This window comes from Pseudomonas sp. 05N433 (assembly GCF_056396925.1).
This window is the reverse complement of sequence record NZ_JBFTML010000054.1, coordinates 18243-36701: the sequence shown is the minus strand read 5'-3', so window position 1 is coordinate 36701 and position 18459 is coordinate 18243. Positions and strand designations below refer to the sequence as shown.

The 18459-nt window shown below is 61.6% G+C and carries 16 protein-coding genes; 14 read left to right on the top strand and 2 right to left on the bottom strand.

What is annotated here, in order from left to right:
* The 5 genes from AC1DIS_RS24275 to AC1DIS_RS24255 form a co-directional block, all read left to right on the top strand.
* The coding region (locus AC1DIS_RS24275) for a beta strand repeat-containing protein (RefSeq protein WP_477781126.1) at positions 1 to 4299 on the top strand (4299 nt) is incomplete at its 5' end.
* 40 nt (positions 4300 to 4339) lie between these two features.
* On the top strand, positions 4340 to 5857 hold the full coding sequence (locus AC1DIS_RS24270) for a TolC family protein (RefSeq protein WP_064615746.1): 1518 nt from the start codon (positions 4340 to 4342) through the stop codon (positions 5855 to 5857).
* Positions 5841 to 6446, top strand: a complete 606-nt coding sequence (gene cysC, locus AC1DIS_RS24265; protein WP_064615748.1) for an adenylyl-sulfate kinase — start codon at positions 5841 to 5843, stop codon at positions 6444 to 6446. The genes AC1DIS_RS24270 and cysC overlap by 17 nt, the downstream gene beginning before the upstream one ends.
* Positions 6443 to 7228, top strand: coding sequence for an aspartyl/asparaginyl beta-hydroxylase domain-containing protein (locus tag AC1DIS_RS24260; RefSeq protein ID WP_477748610.1), 786 nt, complete (start codon positions 6443 to 6445; stop codon positions 7226 to 7228). Before cysC ends, AC1DIS_RS24260 begins: the two co-directional genes overlap by 4 nt.
* A complete protein-coding gene (locus tag AC1DIS_RS24255; protein ID WP_477748611.1) occupies positions 7216 to 8160 on the top strand; it encodes a sulfotransferase family protein in 945 nt (314 codons plus the stop codon). The genes AC1DIS_RS24260 and AC1DIS_RS24255 overlap by 13 nt, the downstream gene beginning before the upstream one ends.
* Before the next feature lie 112 nt (positions 8161 to 8272).
* On the opposite strand, the gene AC1DIS_RS24250 is transcribed toward AC1DIS_RS24255, so the two are convergent.
* Complete coding sequence (locus tag AC1DIS_RS24250; RefSeq protein WP_018929390.1) at positions 8273 to 9031, bottom strand: slipin family protein; 759 nt, start codon at positions 9029 to 9031, stop codon at positions 8273 to 8275.
* A 2-nt stretch (positions 9032 to 9033) separates the two neighbouring features.
* The gene (locus AC1DIS_RS24245) at positions 9034 to 9567 is read right to left on the bottom strand and encodes an NfeD family protein (protein ID WP_064615752.1); all 534 of its coding nucleotides are present in this window, start codon (positions 9565 to 9567) and stop codon (positions 9034 to 9036) included.
* A 214-nt stretch (positions 9568 to 9781) separates the two neighbouring features.
* Between AC1DIS_RS24245 and AC1DIS_RS24240 the strand changes: the two genes are divergently transcribed.
* The 9 genes from AC1DIS_RS24240 to AC1DIS_RS24200 all read left to right on the top strand — a co-directional run bounded on the left by AC1DIS_RS24240 (position 9782) and on the right by AC1DIS_RS24200 (position 18341).
* On the top strand, positions 9782 to 10249 hold the full coding sequence (locus tag AC1DIS_RS24240; protein WP_064615754.1) for an aminoacyl-tRNA deacylase: 468 nt from the start codon (positions 9782 to 9784) through the stop codon (positions 10247 to 10249).
* 135 nt (positions 10250 to 10384) lie between these two features.
* Positions 10385 to 10630, top strand: a complete 246-nt coding sequence (locus AC1DIS_RS24235; RefSeq protein ID WP_018929387.1) for a DUF2789 domain-containing protein — start codon at positions 10385 to 10387, stop codon at positions 10628 to 10630.
* A 214-nt stretch (positions 10631 to 10844) separates the two neighbouring features.
* Positions 10845 to 11273, top strand: coding sequence for a MarR family winged helix-turn-helix transcriptional regulator (locus AC1DIS_RS24230; protein WP_086944192.1), 429 nt, complete (start codon positions 10845 to 10847; stop codon positions 11271 to 11273).
* Positions 11270 to 13342 (top strand): FUSC family protein, encoded by a 2073-nt coding sequence (locus AC1DIS_RS24225; RefSeq protein WP_477781125.1) that lies wholly within the window; start codon positions 11270 to 11272, stop codon positions 13340 to 13342. The genes AC1DIS_RS24230 and AC1DIS_RS24225 overlap by 4 nt, the downstream gene beginning before the upstream one ends.
* The gene (locus tag AC1DIS_RS24220; RefSeq protein ID WP_018929385.1) at positions 13339 to 13548 is read left to right on the top strand and encodes a DUF1656 domain-containing protein; all 210 of its coding nucleotides are present in this window, start codon (positions 13339 to 13341) and stop codon (positions 13546 to 13548) included. Before AC1DIS_RS24225 ends, AC1DIS_RS24220 begins: the two co-directional genes overlap by 4 nt.
* The gene (locus tag AC1DIS_RS24215; RefSeq protein ID WP_064615762.1) at positions 13545 to 14432 is read left to right on the top strand and encodes an efflux RND transporter periplasmic adaptor subunit; all 888 of its coding nucleotides are present in this window, start codon (positions 13545 to 13547) and stop codon (positions 14430 to 14432) included. Before AC1DIS_RS24220 ends, AC1DIS_RS24215 begins: the two co-directional genes overlap by 4 nt.
* Complete coding sequence (locus tag AC1DIS_RS24210) at positions 14429 to 15877, top strand: efflux transporter outer membrane subunit (protein ID WP_477744084.1); 1449 nt, start codon at positions 14429 to 14431, stop codon at positions 15875 to 15877. Before AC1DIS_RS24215 ends, AC1DIS_RS24210 begins: the two co-directional genes overlap by 4 nt.
* A gap of 81 nt (positions 15878 to 15958) precedes the next feature.
* Positions 15959 to 16594 carry a hypothetical protein gene (locus tag AC1DIS_RS24205; protein WP_019651562.1) on the top strand — a complete coding sequence of 212 codons (636 nt, stop codon included), beginning with the start codon at positions 15959 to 15961 and terminating at the stop codon, positions 16592 to 16594.
* Positions 16595 to 16829: 235 nt separating this feature from the next.
* Complete coding sequence (locus AC1DIS_RS24200; RefSeq protein ID WP_477781124.1) at positions 16830 to 18341, top strand: YdgA family protein; 1512 nt, start codon at positions 16830 to 16832, stop codon at positions 18339 to 18341.
* Positions 18342 to 18459 lie beyond the last annotated feature (118 nt).

The window sequence follows — 18459 nt, the reverse complement described above, 5'->3', positions numbered from 1 at the left end:
ACCCTGAACAACACCGGGGTCAGTGATCTGGCGGGCAACACCGGCAGCGGCACCACCAACTCGAACAACTACGTGATCGACACCGCTCCGCCGACCGCGACGATCGTGGTAGCCGACAACGCACTGAAAATCGGCGAAACCTCACTGGTGACCATCACCTTCGATCAGGCCGTAACCGGTTTCACCAACGCCGACCTGACGATCGCCAACGGTACGCTCACAGCGGTGAGCAGCAGCGACGGCGGCATCACCTGGACGGCGACGTTCACCCCGACTGCCAGCATCACCGACGCGACCAACCTGATCACCCTGGACAACACCGGCGTGCAGGCGGCCGCCAGCGGTAACGTGGGCACTGGCACGACCGACTCCAACAACTACGCCATCGACACCGTGCGCCCGACGGCTACCATCGTGGTCGCGGACTCGGCACTGAAAATCGGCGAAACCTCGCTGGTGACCATTACGTTCAGCGAAGCGGTGAGCGGTTTCACCAACGCGGACCTGACGATCGCTAACGGCACGTTGACCTCGGTGAGCAGCAGCGACGGCGGCATCACCTGGACCGCGACCTTCACACCTTCGGCGAGCATCAACGACACCACCAACCTGATCACCCTGGACAACACCGGGATCAGCGATTTGGCGGGCAACGCCGGCAGCGGCACCACCGATTCCAATAACTACGCCATCGACACCGTGCGCCCGACCGCCACGATTGTGCTGGCCGATACAACGCTGACCGCGGGCGAAACCTCGCTGGTGACCATTACCTTCAGCGAAGCGGTGAGCGGTTTCACCAACGCCGACCTGACGATTGCCAACGGTACGCTCACGGCGGTGAGCAGCAGTGACGGCGGCATCACCTGGACCGCGACCTTCACCCCGACCGTCGGCGTGAATGACTCGAGCAACGTCATCACCCTGAACAACACCGGGGTCAGTGATCTGGCGGGCAACACCGGCAGCGGCACCACCAACTCCGGCAACTACACCATCGATACGGTGCTGCCGACGGCGACCATCGTGGTGGCCGACAACGCGCTGAAAATCGGTGAAACCTCACTGGTGACGATCACCTTCAGCGAAGCGGTGAGCGGTTTCACCAACGCTGATCTGACCATCGCCAACGGTACGCTCACGGCGGTGAGCAGCAGCGACGGCGGCATCACCTGGACGGCCACGTTCACACCGACCAGCGCCATCACCGACGCGACTAACCTGATCACCCTGGACAACACCGGCGTGCAGGCGGCCGCTTCCGGTAACGTGGGCAGCGGCACCACCGATTCGAACAACTACGCCATCGATACCGTGCGCCCGACGGCCACCATCGTGGTTGCGGACTCGGCGCTGGCGGTGGGTCAGACTTCGGTAGTGACGATCACCTTCTCCGAGGCGGTGACCGGCTTCAGCCTCGCCGACCTGACGGTGAGCAACGGTACCCTGAGCAGTCTGAGCACCAGCGATAACATCACCTACACCGCCACCCTCACACCGGCAGCGAGCATCACCGATGCGACCAACCTGATTACCCTGGACAACACCGGGGTGACCGATGGGGCCGGCAATACTGGAAGCGGCACTACCGACTCCAACAATTACGCCGTCGACAGCCAACGCCCGACGGCCACCATCGTCCTGGCGGACGCCGCCCTGAGTGCCGGAGAAACATCGTTGGTGACGATCACCTTCTCCGAGGCGGTGACCGGTTTCACCAATGCCGACCTGACCATCGCCAACGGTACGCTCACGGCAGTGAGCAGCAGCGATGGCGGCATCACCTGGACCGCGACCTTCACCCCAACCGCCGGCGTGAATGACACGAGCAACGTCATCACCCTGAACAATACCGGTGTGACCGATGTGGCCGGCAACACCGGCAGTGGCACCACCAACTCGGGCAACTACACCATCGATACGGTGCTGCCAACGGCCACCATCGTGGTGGCCGACAACGCGCTGAAAATCGGTGAAACGTCGCTGGTGACCATTACCTTCAGTGAAGCGGTGACCGGTTTCACCAATGCCGACCTGACCATCGCCAACGGTACGCTCACGGCAGTGAGCAGCAGCGATGGCGGCATCACCTGGACGGCCATGTTCACCCCGACCGCCAGCATCACCGACGCGACCAACCTGATCACCCTGGACAACACCGGCGTGCAGGCGGCCGCCTCCGGTAACGTGGGCAGCGGCACTACCGATTCCAACAACTACGCCATCGACACCGTGCGCCCGACGGCTACCATCGTGGTCGCGGACACGGCGCTGCAAATCGGCGAAACCTCGCTCGTGACCATCACCTTCAGCGAAGCGGTGASCGGTTTYACCAACGCCGACCTGACCATCGCCAACGGTACGCTGAGCGCGGTGAGCAGCGGCGATGGCGGCATCACCTGGACGGCGACCTTCACGCCTTCGGCGGGCATCAACGACACCACTAACCTGATCACCCTGGACAACACCGGGATCAGCGACCTGGCGGGCAACGCCGGCAGCGGCACCACTGATTCCAACAACTACGCCATCGACAGCCAGCGTCCGACGGCCACCATCGTGTTGAGTGATTCGACCTTGAAACCGGGGGAAACGGCCCTGGTGACCATCACCTTCAGCGAAGCGGTGACGGGTTTCGACAACAGTGACTTGAGCGTCGCCAACGGGACCTTGAGCGCGGTGAGCAGCAGCGACGGCGGCATCACCTGGACCGCGACCTTCACCCCGACTGCCGGGGTTACCGACGCCAGCAACATCATTACCCTGAACAACAGCGGCGTGTCGGACGTGGCCGGCAACACTGGAGCGGGCACCACCAACTCGGCCAACTATGTGGTGGAAACCCAGGTGCCGACCGCCACCATCGTCGTTGCCGACAGTGCCCTCAAGGCCGGTGAAACCTCGCTGGTGACCATTACCTTCAGCGAAGCGGTGAGCGGTTTCACCAATGCTGACCTGACGGTCGCCAACGGCACCCTCAGCAGTGTTTCTTCCAGCGATGGCGGCGTGACCTGGACGGCGACTTTCACGCCTGCCGCCAGCGTCACGGACACCACTAACCTGATCCGCCTGGACAACAGCGGTGTGACCAACGTGTCGGGCAACAGCGGCGTCGGTGTGACCGACTCCAACAACTACGCCATCGACACCGTGCGTCCAACCGCGACCATTGTGGTCGCGGACAATAAACTGGGTATCGGCGAGACCACCACGGTGACCTTTACCTTCAGCGAAGCGGTGTCCGGTTTCGACCTGTCCGACCTCAGCGTGGCCAATGGCGTGTTGTCCAACCTGGCCAGCAGCGACGGCGGAGTGACCTGGACCGCCACACTCACGCCGACCGCCAGCGTCAACGATGCGACCAACCTGATCCTGCTCGACACCGGCAATGTGCTCGACGCCGCGGGCAATGCCGGCGCCAGCATCGCCATCTCCAACAACTACGCACTTGATGCGACCCGTCCGACCGTCAGCATCGTGGTTGCCAATCCGGTGTTGGGAATTGGCCAGACGACACTGGTGACCTTCACATTCAGCGAAGCGGTCAGCAACTTCGACTTGTCGGACTTGAGCGTGACCAATGGTGAACTGACCAATCTGGCCAGCAGCGATGGCGGCAAGACCTGGACCGGGACCTTCACGCCCACCGCGAACATTACCGACCCGAGCAACTTCATTGCGCTGGACACCAGCAATGTGACGGACCTGGCGGGCAACCTGGGCGCCAGCGTCGCGGTATCCAATAACTACACAATCAACACCGTACCGACGCCACCCCCCTTGGTGTTGACACCGGTGGTCGTGGCCGATCCACCGAACGTGCCATTGCAACCGATCATCTTCACCCCACCCACTGGCGATCTCGGCTCGCCACTGACCTTTGCCCCGTTGTTTGAACAACGGGTGATGGGCAATGGCATTCGGCCTCTGGGCGACATTTTCATAAACCACGGGGCGCTGACGCCGAGTTTCATTGCCCAGGTATTCACCAGCAGCGACAACGGTGGCGATGGCTCAGGCCACGGCTTCCTCGGCTTTGGCGGGGGCGATGGCGGGGTCTTCGGCAGCAGCACGCTGTCGAGCCTGTTCAATCAGGCCACCAGTAGCGAGGGGGATTCGCTGAACACCTTTGGTAATCAGTCAATCAGGGCGGGGGATGTTTCCCAAGGGCTGCGCGGCGTGTTTGGCGCACCGAGTCTTGGCCAGCAATTACAACAGCTCAAAGACACCGAGCAACGGCAGGTCGACAGCCTGGCCGCGGCTTTGCAACAGGTCGGCATCAGTGAAATGCAGGCCTGAAAAATCATTAAAGCAGTGCGGCACCGGGGGCAATACAAGGATGAAAAGAAGTCATAAGTTGTTCGGCGCCAGCCTGCTGGCGCTGGCGATCAGCGGATGTGCAGTCACCAGTCAACCGATCGAACGCAGCGTCAGCCAACAGCGCGCCAAAAGCGATCTGCAAAACATGTACAAGGGTCAGGAGCCCCTCAGCGGCCCGCTGACCCTGCACCAGGCCATGGCCCGCGCGGTGAAATACAACCTCGAAGGCCGGCTCAAGATCATGGAAGAAGCCCTGGCCAAGCGCCAACTCGACCTCGCCAGTTTCGACATGCTGCCGCGCATGGCGCTGGATGCCGGTTACGTGGGGCGCAACAACGTCAACGCCTCCAGCAGCCAGAGCGTGCGCACCGGCACCCAGTCTCTGGAACCGTCGACCTCCCAGGACCGCGACCGTGACGTGGCGGACCTGACCATGGTCTGGAACGTGCTCGACTTCGGCGTCAGCTACATCAGCGCCAAGCAGCAGGGCGATCAGCGGCTGATCGTGCAGGAACGTCGGCGCAAGGTGATCAACACCATCGTCCAGGACGTGCGCTCGGCCTATTGGCGAGCCGTGGCCGCCGAACGTTTGCTCAAGCAAATCGACAGCCTGATGGCCCGGGTCGATACCGCCCGTGAGAATAGCCAGAGCATGAGCCAACAGCGTATCGGCGATCCGATCCAGTCGTTGGCTTATCAGCGCTCGCTGATCGAAGCCACCCGGCAACTGGAAGAGCAACGCCGCGCGCTGTCGCTGGCAAAAACCGAGTTGGCGACCCTGATCAACCTGCCACTGAATACCGAGCTGACGCTGGCGACTCAGGACGATTACGACATTCCGGAACTCAAGGTCGACCTCGCCAGCCTGGAGCAGGAAGCCCTGACCAGTCGGCCGGAGTTGCGCGAGCAGGATTACCAGACCCGCATCAGCGCGGCCGAAACCCGCAAAGCCATGCTGCGCCTGTTACCAGGGCTGGAGTTCTCCGCTGGCGGGCATTACGACAGCAACTCGTTTTTGGTGGAACAGAGCTGGGCGGATTACGGGGTGAAAGTCACCTGGAACCTGTTCAATGTGATTTCCGCACCCGCCGCGATCGACGTCGCCAAGGCCGGCGAAGAAGTCGCCGCGGCACGTCGTCAGGCGATGTCCATCGCAGTGTTGGCCCAGCTCTACGTGGCCAACGCCAACTACCGCGAAGCACTGCGGCAGTTCCAGACCAATCAGCAGTTGTCGAACATCGACGGGCAAATCATCGGCCAGCTGCGCAACCGCTATCAGGCGGCCGGGCTGGGCGAACTGGATCTGATCCAGGGCGAACTGAACACGTTGCAGGCCGATCTGCGTCGCGACCTGTCCTACGCTGACCTGCGCAACGCTTACGGGCAAATCTTCGCCAGCGCCGGTCTCGATCCGCTGCCGGACGAAGTGCAATCTACCGAAGTCCAGTCCATCGCCACCGCACTGGCCAATCGCGAAGCGGCGTGGGCGGCGGGCAACATCTCAGTACCGCCGGTGGCCCATGCCCCGGTCCGCTAACCTGCTGGCGCCGACGGCGAGCATCAGCCGCGCCCAACGGGAGGCCCGCAACGGCCATCGCGGCGCGGCGATTCTGCTGACCGGTTTACCGGCGGCGGGCAAGTCGACATTGGCCCAGGCACTGCACGCCGAGCTGTTCGAACATGGCGTGCAGAGTGTGGTGCTCGATGGCGATGGACTGCGGGTCGGGCTCAATCGCGATCTGGGGTTCACCGACAGTGATCGCCTGGAAAACATCCGCCGCGCCAGCGAAGTGGCGGCGCTGTTGGTCGAGAATGGGCAGATTGTCATCCTCGCGATGATTGCGCCCTTGGTGGAGTTGCGCGAACTGTTTGCCCGGCGGCTGGGCGAGGATTACCGCGAAGTCTGGTGCAGCGCCTCTTTGACGGTGTGTGAACAGCGTGATCCCAAAGGTCATTACGCCCGGGCTCGACGGGGTGAGTTGGCGGGCTTCACCGGTGTTTCCGCGCCTTACGAACCACCGCCGTGTGCGTCGCTGGTGCTCGATACGGGCGCGCAATCGGTCGAGGCCTGTCTTGACCGTTTGCTGACCTGGCTCGGCGAATGTGCRGTGCTGCCAAAACGATGAGCCGACCGGCATTCTCCCGATTGCCGGTGACGGTGGATTTGCCGTTGCTGTTGCAGGCGCTGGCGGCGATCGGTGAGGACAACTGGCACGGTCACTTCAACAGCGCTTACTACACCGGCGACTGGAGCGGCGTGGCGCTGATTTCCGCGGCCGATGCCTTGACCGAGCTGGCACCCGGTCGCGGTGAACCTCGATTGCGCGAACTCTGGCGACGGGATGTTCGATGGCAGCAAGGGTTGCGGGATCTGCCGCTGCAGATCGTCTGCGCGCGCCTGTTGCGACTCGGTCCGGGCGGGCGTATCCATGAGCATCGCGACTATGACCTGGGCGAACCGGATGCGGACTTGCGCCTGCACATCCCGCTGCTCAGCCCCTCTCAAGTGGACTTCATGCTGGACGGCCAGCGCATGCCGATGGCCGCTGGCGAGTGCTGGTACCTCGACCTGGCGCGACCTCATCGCGTAGACAACCGCGATACCCAGACACGGATTCATCTGGTGCTCGATTGCCGGCCCGGTGCCTGGCTGGAGCAGGCGATTATCGATGGGGTGGCAACCACGCCGTCGCCGCTAATCGGTGATCAAGCTTTAGAGCAATTCAAGGCACTGCTGGTCGGCGAACCGCAGCTGTGCAAGACCTTGCAGGGATTGCGGGACAACGAAGCCTTTGTCGCCCGCACTCTGGAGCTGGCCGCCGAGCGCGGCCTTGCATTTACCCGTGAAGAACTGCGTGCGGCGATGCGCGATGGTCGCCGCCAGTGGACTGAACAATGGAGCGCCTGAACCTCGAAGGCTGGTTGCCGATTCGCGTGTGGCAAGAGGCTGGGCAATGGCAAGTCGATTGGTGCTGGTTCGGTGACACGCGGCTGCATCAGCCGTTTTTTCGTGACGCCGTGGAGGATGCGCTGCGACTGCCGTTCAATCAGGCATTCCGTCGAAAAACGGCATTGTCGACCCTTGCGGACTGGCAGGCTTGCAGTCCCGGCCTGACACCGAGCGCCTTTATCTTTCACGCCTCCCGTTGTGGCTCGACCCTGGTCAGCCAGATGCTGGCGCGACTCGACAACCACATTGTCATCAGCGAACCCCCGCCACTGGACGCGTTGCTACGCAGCGATTTGCCTGCTGTCGAGCGCCGTGTGGCGATCAAAGGGTTACTGTCGGCCTACGGGCAATGTCGACGTGGCGTGGAGCAACGGTTGGTGATCAAACTCGACGCCTGGAACATCGGTGAACTGCCGTTACTGCGCGAGTGCTTCCCTGAAACACCGTGGCTGTTTCTTTATCGCGATCCGCTGGAGATTGCTGTCTCGCATCTGCGTCGCCCGGGCGTGCACATGGTGCCGGGGATGATCGGCGCCAGTGTGCTGGATGACGAATCTCCATTCAGCGGCCGTGAGGATTACATCGCTCGGCGGTTGGGGCAATTGCTGGCGTCGGGGTTGGCGCAATGCCAGGCATTTGGTGGCTGGGCGGTGAATTACAGCGAACTGCCGCAGGCGATGGCGGGGCGGTTGGCGGCGTTCTTTGCGTTGGACATCGAGCAGCGCCGGCAAGTGTTTGCAGCGGTGGGGCAACATGCCAAGCAGCCGTCGCAGGTGTTTGTCGGCGACGGCGATGACAAGCGTCGCGAAGCCTCGGCGTTGCTTCGTGAACGGGTGGAGCGCTGGGCGCGGGAGCCGTATGAGGCGTTGGAACAATTGCGCAAAATATAATCTTTTTGTGGCGAGGGAGCTTGCTCCCGCTCGGCTGCGTAGCAGTCGCAGATGTTGGGGCCGCTTCGCGACCCAGCGGGAGCAAGCTCCCTCGCCACAGGTTATCGGTGGATCAGGATTTTGACGACAAATCCGCCATCCCCTTGAGCAATTCGATCGGCAGCGGGAAGACGATGGTCGAACTCTTGTCACCGGCAATCGAACTCAGCGTCTGCATGTAGCGCAACTGCATGGCCCCCGGCTGACGCCCGAGCATTTCGGCAGCCTGCATGAGTTTTTCCGAGGCCTGCAATTCGCCTTCGGCGTGGATCACCTTGGCCCGGCGTTCCCGTTCGGCTTCGGCCTGTTTGGCGATGGCGCGAATCATCGATTCGTTGAGGTCCACGTGCTTGATCTCGACGGTGGCCACCTTGATGCCCCAGGCATCGGTCTGGGCATCGAGCACTTGCTGGACGTCGACGTTCAGCCGTTCCCGTTCGGCCAGCAATTCATCGAGTTCATGTTTACCGAGCACCGCCCGCAACGTGGTCTGAGCCAGTTGGCTGGTGGCCATGAGAAAGTCCTCGACCTGGATGATCGCCCGTTGCGGATCGAGCACGCGGAAATACAGCACTGCATTGACCTTGACCGAGACGTTGTCGCGGGTGATCACGTCTTGTGGCGGTATGTCGAGCACCACGGTCCGCAGGTCGACACGAACCATTTGTTGAACCGCCGGAATCAGCAGGATCAGACCCGGGCCCTTGACCTGCCAGAAGCGTCCGAGCTGGAACACCACGCCGCGTTCGTATTCGCGCAGAATGCGGAAAGTCGACCCCGCCAGTGCAATCAGCAATAACAGCAGCGCGGCAAAACCCAATTGCAGACCCATGACTATTCTCCACCCGGTGCCGCGTCAGTCGCGGCCACTTGCAGCAGTAGACCCTTGCGTGCCACCACCCGGACCTGTTGTCCCGGTTTCAGCGGTGTGGCACTCATGACTTGCCATTGTTCGCCTTGCAGGTGCACCCAGCCGACATAAGCATTGCCAGCCTGCAACGACGTTATCGGCGTCACGCTGCCCAGTAATTCGGCGTCGCCGCTGAAGTTGCGGCGCGGTCGGGTTTTCAAGGCGCGGATCAGCAGGAAAATCAGCAGTAGTGCGCTGATCAGCCCCAGGCCGATGATCAAGGGAACAGGCACTTCGGCATCGGTCAGAATCAGTGCGCCGATCACGAACATCACAATGCCGCCAAAACCGACCACGCCGAAATTGGGCAATGCCGCCTCGGCGATCATAAACGCGATGCCAAAGGTGATCAGCCAGATCCCGATCGGGTCGGGAACCAGCACTACAACGGTGTCCGCTGCGAAAACCGGTCCGCTCAGGGCCAACAGCAGCGCAATTACACAGCAACGAATGTTCACTTGACCCTCCGGGAGAGTCATCCGTCCGCGAGCCGTTCGTGGCTCTGTGTACAAGTCTAGTTGAGCCTGTGGCTGTATGAATTTTGACCAGTTGTTGACCGCCTCCGACGGGCGGATTTCCCGCCGGATTCCACCCGCGGGCCTAGACTTTTAATGGAGAGAAAAAATTCTAACCATCGTCCGCCATTCGTTGTTGCGGACACCGAGGTGCATCATGCGTATGGCAAAAACCGTGCAGACCAGCCTGGACAAGGCGCACTGCGAATATGACATCGTTTCCCATCCGCACTCGGCCAGCAGCCTTGAAACGGCGCGGCTCGCAGGCATTCCTGCTGAACGGGTGGCCAAATCGGTGATCCTCGACGATCGCCACGGGCATTACTTGATGGCCGTGCTGCCCGCCAGCCGTCACCTGGACCTGAGCAAAGTCCGTGGCAGCAGCGAATGGCAAGTCACCCGGGAAAGCAACCTGCCGCACCTGTTCGACGATTGCGAACGCGGCGCCGTGCCTGCATTGGGCGAATCCTATGGCCTGGACATGGTCATTGACCCGATGCTGACCCGGCAGAAAGACATCTACCTCGAAGCCGGCAACCACAACAACCTGGTACACATGAGCGTGCCTGAATATCTGAAAATGGTGCCGCATGCCGAGGTCTGCGAGTTGAGTCAGTCGGCCTAGTGTCGACATAACTGCCGTCGTCGCGGGCAAGCCTCGCTCCTACATTCGACCGCGCGTCCCTGTAGGAGCGAGGCTTGCCCGCGAATGGCCGCGCCACAGTCACCCATCCAATACGCGATCACAAAGGAGCGCCACATGGAATCCCCCACCCACAGCCTCCCGGCCCTGTTCAAACAACTCGGCCTGCCTGACGACCCCGAAAGCATTGATAAATTCATCGCTACCCACTCGCCGCTCAAACCCGAATTGCACCTGGCGGACGCGTTCTTCTGGAGCGAGAGCCAGGCAGAGTTGCTGCGTGAGGAAATTCTGGATGACGCGGATTGGGCGGAGGTGGTGGATCAGCTGGATGTAATGCTGAGGAAGGGGCGGGGGGTGTAAAAAAATCTGGAGAGAAATGGCGAAATGTAAAAAAACTGGTGAGTGGTAAAAAAAACTGGGCAGAAACTGAGTTTGTTAGCTTTTTCCGCGTCTGGCCGTTGCTCGCCAATTTGTTTCAAAACTTGACCAACTTTCCCCTCGAATGCCATATTGATAGTTAGCAAACTAACAGTGTGTGCATTCCCTCGTGCCAAAGAACCTCGCCGCTCTCCAGATGAACATCAGCAGCTCCATGGTGGTGGCCGCCAGGCATTGGCGGAAGATCTGCCAGACCACGCTGGTCAACTATGGGATCTCCGAAGCCTGCGCCGCCCCGCTATTGATGATCGGGCGCTTGGGCGAGGGTGTGCGGCAGGTGACGGTCGCGCAGGCGGCGGGGATGGAGAGCCCGTCTCTGGTGCGGCTGCTGGATCAGTTGTGTCATGCCGGTTACGTCTGCCGTACCGAAGACATTCATGACCGACGCGCCAAATGCCTGAGCCTGACCGCGACCGGTCGCGAGTTGGTGCAGGCGGTCGAAGCCGAGTTGGTGCGATTGCGCCAGGACGTGCTCGAAGGCATCGACCAGAGTGATCTGGAAGCGGCACTGCGGGTACTCAAAGCCTTCGAAGCGGCCAATCATCTGCCGGTGGTTCAGCCTTGAGCGGTTTTTTCACCGGCGTGCCCCCGGCGCGGGACTGGTTCTACGGTGTGCGCACGTTCGCGGCCTCGATGATTGCGCTGTACATCGCCATGCTCATGCAAATGCCTCGTCCGTATTGGGCGATGGCCACGGTGTACATCGTTTCCAGCCCGTTCCTCGGCCCTACCAGCTCCAAGGCGTTGTATCGCGCGGCGGGTACCTTGCTCGGTGCGGCGGCGGCGGTGTTTTTTGTGCCGATGTTCGTTCAGAGCCCTTATGTGCTGGTGGTGGTCATCGCGCTGTGGACCGGGATTTTGCTGTTCCTGTCCTTGCACCTGCGCACCGCCAACAACTACGCCTTGATGCTCGCCGGTTACACCTTGCCGCTGATCGCCTTGCCGGTGGTGGCTAACCCTTTGGCGGTGTGGGACGTGGCCGAGGCGCGGACCGAAGAGATCTTTCTCGGCATCGCCTGCGCGGCGGTCGTCGGCGCCATGTTCTGGCCACGGCGGCTGGCGCCGGTGTTCAACGACTCGGTGAACAAATGGTTTGCCGATGCCTCGACCTACAGCCTGCGTTTCCTTCGCCGCAATGTGCAGCCGGAGGAAGTCAGCGCCTTGCGTTCATCGATGGTGGCGAACTTCAACAGCCTGGAATTGATGATCGGTCAGCTGCCGCACGAGGGCGCGCGAGCGCAAACGGTGCGCAACACCAAGGAGCTGCGCGGGCGAATGATCCACCTGTTGCCGGTGATCGACGCCCTCGACGATGCGCTCTATGCCCTTGAGCGGCGCACGCCGGAGCTTGTGGATAAGTTCGCGCCACTGCTGACCGCAACCACCGAATGGCTTGACCACAAAGACGCTGATCTCGACCGCTGGCAGGCCCTGAAAAACCGGCTCGAAGCGCTGCAGCCAAGTGCCGAGGCGCTGGACGATCGCAAGCAATTGCTGTTTTCCAACGCGCTGTATCGCCTCGGCGAGTGGATCGACCTGTGGCAAGACTGTCGCAGCCTGCAATACGCCATTCAGTGCGAGAGTCAGGACAACTGGCGCGCGGTGTATCGGCACTGGCGCCTGGGGCGACTGTCACCGTTTCTCGACCGTGGCTTGATGCTCTATTCGGCGGCTTCTACGGTCACCGCGATCATCGTCGCCTCGGTGCTGTGGATTCTGCTCGGCTGGACCGACGGCGGCAGCGCGGTGATCCTGGCGGCGGTGGCGTGCAGTTTCTTTGCGTCGATGGACGACCCGGCGCCGCAGATCTACCGGTTCTTTTTCTGGACCGCGATGTCGGTGCTGTTCGCCRGCCTYTAYCTGTTTYTGATCYTGCCGAACCTGCATGACTTYCCGATGCTGGTGCTGGCGTTCGCCRTSCCGTTYATYTGCGTCGGCACCCTGACMGTRCAGCCGCGYTTYTAYCTSGGSATGYTRCTGACCATCGTCAACACCTCGTCGTTCATCAGCATTCAGGGCGCCTACGACGCGGATTTTCTCAGTTTCACCAACTCCAACCTGGCCGGGCCCATGGGTTTGCTGTTCGCGTTCATCTGGACCCTGATCGCCCGGCCATTCGGTGCGGAACTGGCGGCCAAGCGCCTGACCCGTTTCAGCTGGCGCGACATCGTCGGCTTGACCGAGCCGGCCACGCTGGCCGAACACCGGCACATGGGCGTGCAGATGCTCGATCGCCTGATGCAGCATTTGCCGCGACTGGCCATGACCGGCCAGGACACCGGCATCGCCCTGCGCGAAGTGCGCGTGGCCCTGAATCTGCTGGACCTGCTCGCCTATTCGCCGCGAGTGCCGGGTGCGCCGCAAGCGCTGCTGCGCCAGGTGGTGGCTGAAGTCGGCGAGTACTTCAAGGCCTGCCTCGAGGCTGGCGAACGTCTGCCGGCGCCGAGTCCGTTGCTGATGACCCTCGATCGCACCCGCCGCGCCCTCGGCGGCCAAGGTGATGACGAAACCCGTCTGCATTTGCTGCACGCCTTGAGCGGCCTGCGTCTGGCGCTGTTGCCGGGCGTCGAGTTTGTCGGCACGGGCGAACTCGAAGAACCGCTTCCCCATGGCATCGATGGAGCGCCTTTATGATCGGTGATCTGGATATCAGCGGGGTGTTCCTGCCCACGCTGCTGGTGCTGATGGGCATTACCTATGTGTTGTTCCTGTTGGTGCACGGGGTGCTGACGCGCCTGCACTTTTACCGTCTGGTCTGGCACCGGGCATTGTTCAACGTGGCTCTCTACGCTGTGCTGCTCGGCGCCGTGGACTCACTCAGTCGATACCTGATGACATGAAAAAACCTTTATTGACCCTCGGCCGTGTGGTCCTGACGTTGTTGATCGTGACCTTCGCGATTGTCGTGGTCTGGCGCATGGTCATGTATTACATGTTCGCGCCCTGGACCCGGGACGGGCACATCCGTGCCGATATCGTGCAGATTGCCCCGGATGTATCGGGGCTGATCCAGCAAGTGGAGGTGCGCGACAACCAGTGGGTGAAACGCGGCCAGGTGCTGTTCAGCATCGATCAGGACCGCTTCAAACTGGCCCTGCGCCAAGCCAAAGCGGCGGTCGCCGATCGTCAGGAAACCTTGGCCCAGGCCCAGCGCGAGGCCAAGCGTAACCGTGGCTTGGGCAATCTGGTCCCGGCCGAGCAACTGGAAGAAAGCCAATCCCGGGTGGCGCGCGCCGAAGTGGCGTTGATGGAAGCGCAAGTGACGGTGGACAGCGCCCAGCTCAACCTCGACCGCTCGGTGATCCGCAGCCCGGTGGATGGCTACGTCAACGACCGGGCGCCGCGCTCTCAGGAGTTCGTCAGCGCCGGGCGCCCGGTGTTGTCGGTGGTCGACAGCAATTCCTTCCACATCGACGGCTATTTCGAAGAAACCAAACTGGACGGCATTCATGTCGGCCAGAGCGTCGACATTCGAGTGATCGGCGACCGTGCGCGCCTGCGCGGGCATGTCGAAAGCATCGTCGCCGGCATCGAAGACCGTGACCGCAGCAGCGGCAGCAACCTGTTGCCCAACGTCAACCCGGCGTTCAGTTGGGTGCGGCTGGCCCAGCGGATTCCGGTGCGAATCGCTTTCGATGAGGTGCCGGAAGATTTCCGCATGATTGCCGGGCGTACGGCCACCGTGTCGATCATCGACGATCAAATCGGAGGGCCGGCGAAATGAGCAGGGCCTCGGGTTTGGCGGTTGCCGGATTGGGCTTGTTGCTGTCGGCCTGTCAGGTAGTGGGGCCGGATTATCACTTGCCGGACGAGGCCGCCGTGCACCGTGAAGACTTTCAGGGCGACCTGGCGGTGAACGGCAAACATGTCGTCTCGGCACCGGTGCCCGCCGATTGGTGGCGGTTGTATCAGGATCCGCGTCTGGACCAATTGGTGCAGCAGGCCATGGCCTCCAACACCGATTTGCGGGTCGCGGCGGCGAATCTTTCGCGGGCTCGCGCTCAGGTCGACGAAGCGCAGGCGGCGGGCGGTTGGAGCGGCGGCGTGAAGGTCGGCGCCCAGCGTTTGCAGGAGTCCGGCGAAGCATTCTTGATACCGGAAAAAGTGCCCGTGGCCAACGTCGGCGATATCGGCATCACGACCTCGTATCAGTTCGACTTGTTCGGCACCTTGCAGCGCGGCATCGAAGCGGCCAAGGCCAATGCCGATGCGACCCAGGCGGCAGCGGACATCGCGCGCATCACCCTGGTGGCCGATGTGGTGCGGGCTTACACCCAGGTCTGCGCGGCCAACGAAGAGCGGGAGATCGCGCAGCATTCCCTCGACCTGCAAGCCCAGAGCACCTCCCTGACCCAGCGCTTGCGCGATGCCGGGCGCGGCGATGAAACCCAGGTCACCCGTTCGCAAACCCAATTCAAATCCTTGCGCGCCGAATTGCCGCGTTATGAAGCCGCACGTCAGGCCGGGTTGTTCCGCTTGTCGATGCTGCTGGCCAAACCGGTCGAGCAACTGCCGGCGGGCACCAGCGACTGCGCCGAGCTGCCGAAAGTTACCCAATTATTGCCGGTGGGTGACGGCGCCGCGCTGCTCAAACGCCGGCCAGACGTGCGCCAGGCCGAGCGCAAGTTGGCGGCGGCCACCGCCGGCATCGGCATTGCCACCGGCGAGTTGTACCCGGACATCAGCATCGGCGCGACCGTGGGCACGGTCGGCACCCTGGAAAACCTTGGCAAACCGTCGACCAATCGCTGGGGCTTCGGTCCGTTGCTGACCTGGACCGTACCGTCCAACGGCTCCCGCGCGCGAATCCGTGAGGCCGAGTTCGCAACTCAAGGCGCGCTGGCGCATTTCGATGGCGTGGTGCTCAACGCCATCCGCGAGACTCAGACCGGCCTGGCGCAATATTCCGCGCAACTTCAGCGTCGCGATGCGTTGGCGGACGCCGAACAGTCGGCGCAATTGGCGGCAGACCAGACCCACCGCTTCTTCCAGGCCGGTCGCGCGTCGTTCCTGGCGGACTTGCAAGCCACCCGCACCTACACCGATGCACGGGCGCAACTGGCCTCGGCCAACACCCAGGTCGCCATGAGCCAGATCGATTTGTTCCTCGCCTTGGGCGGCGGCTGGGAAAGCGGACGAACGCAAGGCTCACAACCCGGCAAACCCTGAGGCCGTTGCTATGCTTTGATTTGATGGGGTCGCGCGGCGAACCCGTCGATCAAGGCTTGCGTTGGTCATGGGGATCTAATAATGAAAAACCCTTACGCTCCCGGCTTCTGGTGCGCCATTGCGGCATTGGTTTTGCTGTCGGCCACCTATTTCTATGGCGTCATGCTGGCCCACCAGATCGACAAGGCGCTGATCTTCCTCGACAGCGCGGCGGCACTGATCGCCGTGATGGCCATCGTGGTGGTCGCCTGGGCTTCGCTCCAGAACCAGCGCATCAAGAAACGACAACTCGAACAAGGCAAAACCCTGGTACTGATCTGGGACACCAAGGTGGCTTTGCGTCGGGTAGAAACGGTGTTCGACCGATATTTCTGGGGCAGTTACTGGCAACCGGGGCGCACGTTTCAGGAAGTCATGGGCGAACTGACCGGCACGCCACTGGAAAAAAGCCTCGAAACCTTGAAGAAGCAATGCCAGGCGCTGGACAAGCAAGTGGCCGACGAGGGCTGGCACTGGCTCAACAATGCCCGAGAACTGTCCGATGTCGCCAACGCCATGGCCCGCGAACGCTATCAACTGGATTTCTGTGACCCACGCGCGGAAGTGACTGGCGGGGCGGTGATCAATCGGGATTTTGAAGTGCTGGTGTATACGTGGACCGCGCGGCTAAAAAGTTTTGATCATCAGCTTGATGAGATCGAGGTTCAGTATTCGTAAGGTTGTATTGGCAGGGCTGCTCGCGAAGGCGATTGAACGATCGCCGAAACTCTCCCCTGCCAGTTGTCCACAGGCCGCCGCAGCCCATGGACACTCTTTCACCTTTAATCATTGGGCCGTCCCACGGCGCAAATGCTAATCTCCTCGCCACTTTCAGCGCAGTCGTGACCGCGACCCGTTATGGGTTCAGGGAAGACGACCACACTTTCAACAATGGACATTGATCGGGTACTTCATGAATAAATCAGCAGGCGTGCTTCTAGGAATTGTCGTGGCCATCGGTGCAATCAGCGCGGGCGGCGCCTGGTACACCGGTAGCAAACTTGATGGGGTGCTGAACAGCTCGATCGCCGACGCCAACAAAGAACTGCATGCCGCGCTGGCAGGTTCCAACGGCACGGCGTCGCTGGAGCTGGTGTCGCTGGAGCGTCATGTGTTCAGCAGCACCGCGCACTACCGCCTCAAGGGCGAGGGCGAGATGTTTGGTGAAGCGCCGGTGGAGATGCTGTTCGTCGACCGCATCGAACACGGCCCGCTGCCGTTCTCGCGCCTGGTATCGTTCAAGTGGTTGCCAGTCCTGGCCACCAGTCACTATGAGCTGGAAAAAACCCCGCTGACCGAAAAGTGGTTCGCCGCCGCCAAGGACAAATCCCCGGTCAAGGGTGTGGTCAACATCGGCTACGACAACTCCACCAAGGGCTCGCTCGAATTCCTGCCGCTGGAAGYGGCACTGGATGACAAGTCCAACCTGACGTTCTCCGGGTTGAAACTCGACGTGGCCGCCAGCGCCCAGGCGCAAAAGGTCAAGGCCGACGGTTACATGGACAGCCTGAAGCTGACCACTGTGGCTGAAGACCAGACGCCGGTGCAGGTCGAGCTCAACGGCTTGACCCTGGCCAGCAACCTGAACAAAAGCACCTACGGCTATTACGTCGGTGACAACACCCTCGAGCTGACAAACAGCAAAACCACCTTTGGCCCCAAGCAATCGGTACTCGGTTTCAAGAACTTTGAAATGAAGAACCAGACTGGGGAATCAGGCACCAACGCTTCGGGGCGTGCCGATTACAAGGTCGGTGAAGTGTCCTTGAACGGCAAGGTTATCGGCTCTGCGCAGATGGCCATGAGCCTGAAAAACCTCGACATCCCGTCGACGATGTCGCTGATGCAGATCTATCAGACCAAACTGCAACCGTACGAGCGGGCCGCCGCCGAAGCCACTGCCGCCGGCCTGCCGGCGCCGCCGCTGAACCTGACCCCGGCCGAAGAGGCACAGGTCAAGACCGGTCTGGAGAAACTGCTGGCCGCAGGTCCCCAGGTGGCCCTGGAAAACCTGTCGTTCAACACCAGCAACGGCGAAAGCCGCGCCAACCTGGTGCTGGACCTGACCAAACCGCAATCCATGGACCTGCCGCCGGACCAATTGGTTAAGCAGTTGATCGCGTTGCTGGAACTCAACGTACTGGTGTCCAAGCCAATGCTCATTGATTTGCTCACCGTGCAGTCGCAAATCGACGGTCAGACCGATGCCAAGCTCATCGCCGATCAGGCGAGCGCAACCGCCGACATGTTCAGCAGCATGGCGGTCGGTACGCAACTGGCAAAACTGGACGGTAACAACGTCGTCACCAAGTTGCATTACGCCAACAATCAGGTGGACTTCAACGGCCAGAAAATGACCCTCGAAGAGTTTGTCGGTTTTGTGATGAGTAAGCTCGGCGGCACTGGCGACGTCACCATCCAGTAAAACCGCAGGCTTCAGCGCAACGCCCGGCCTCTGCAACACGCAGACGCCGGGCGTTTTGCTGTCTGGAGTTCCGAAACGGGATGAGGGTGAGGTCCGTCACGAATCTGAAGAAATATTG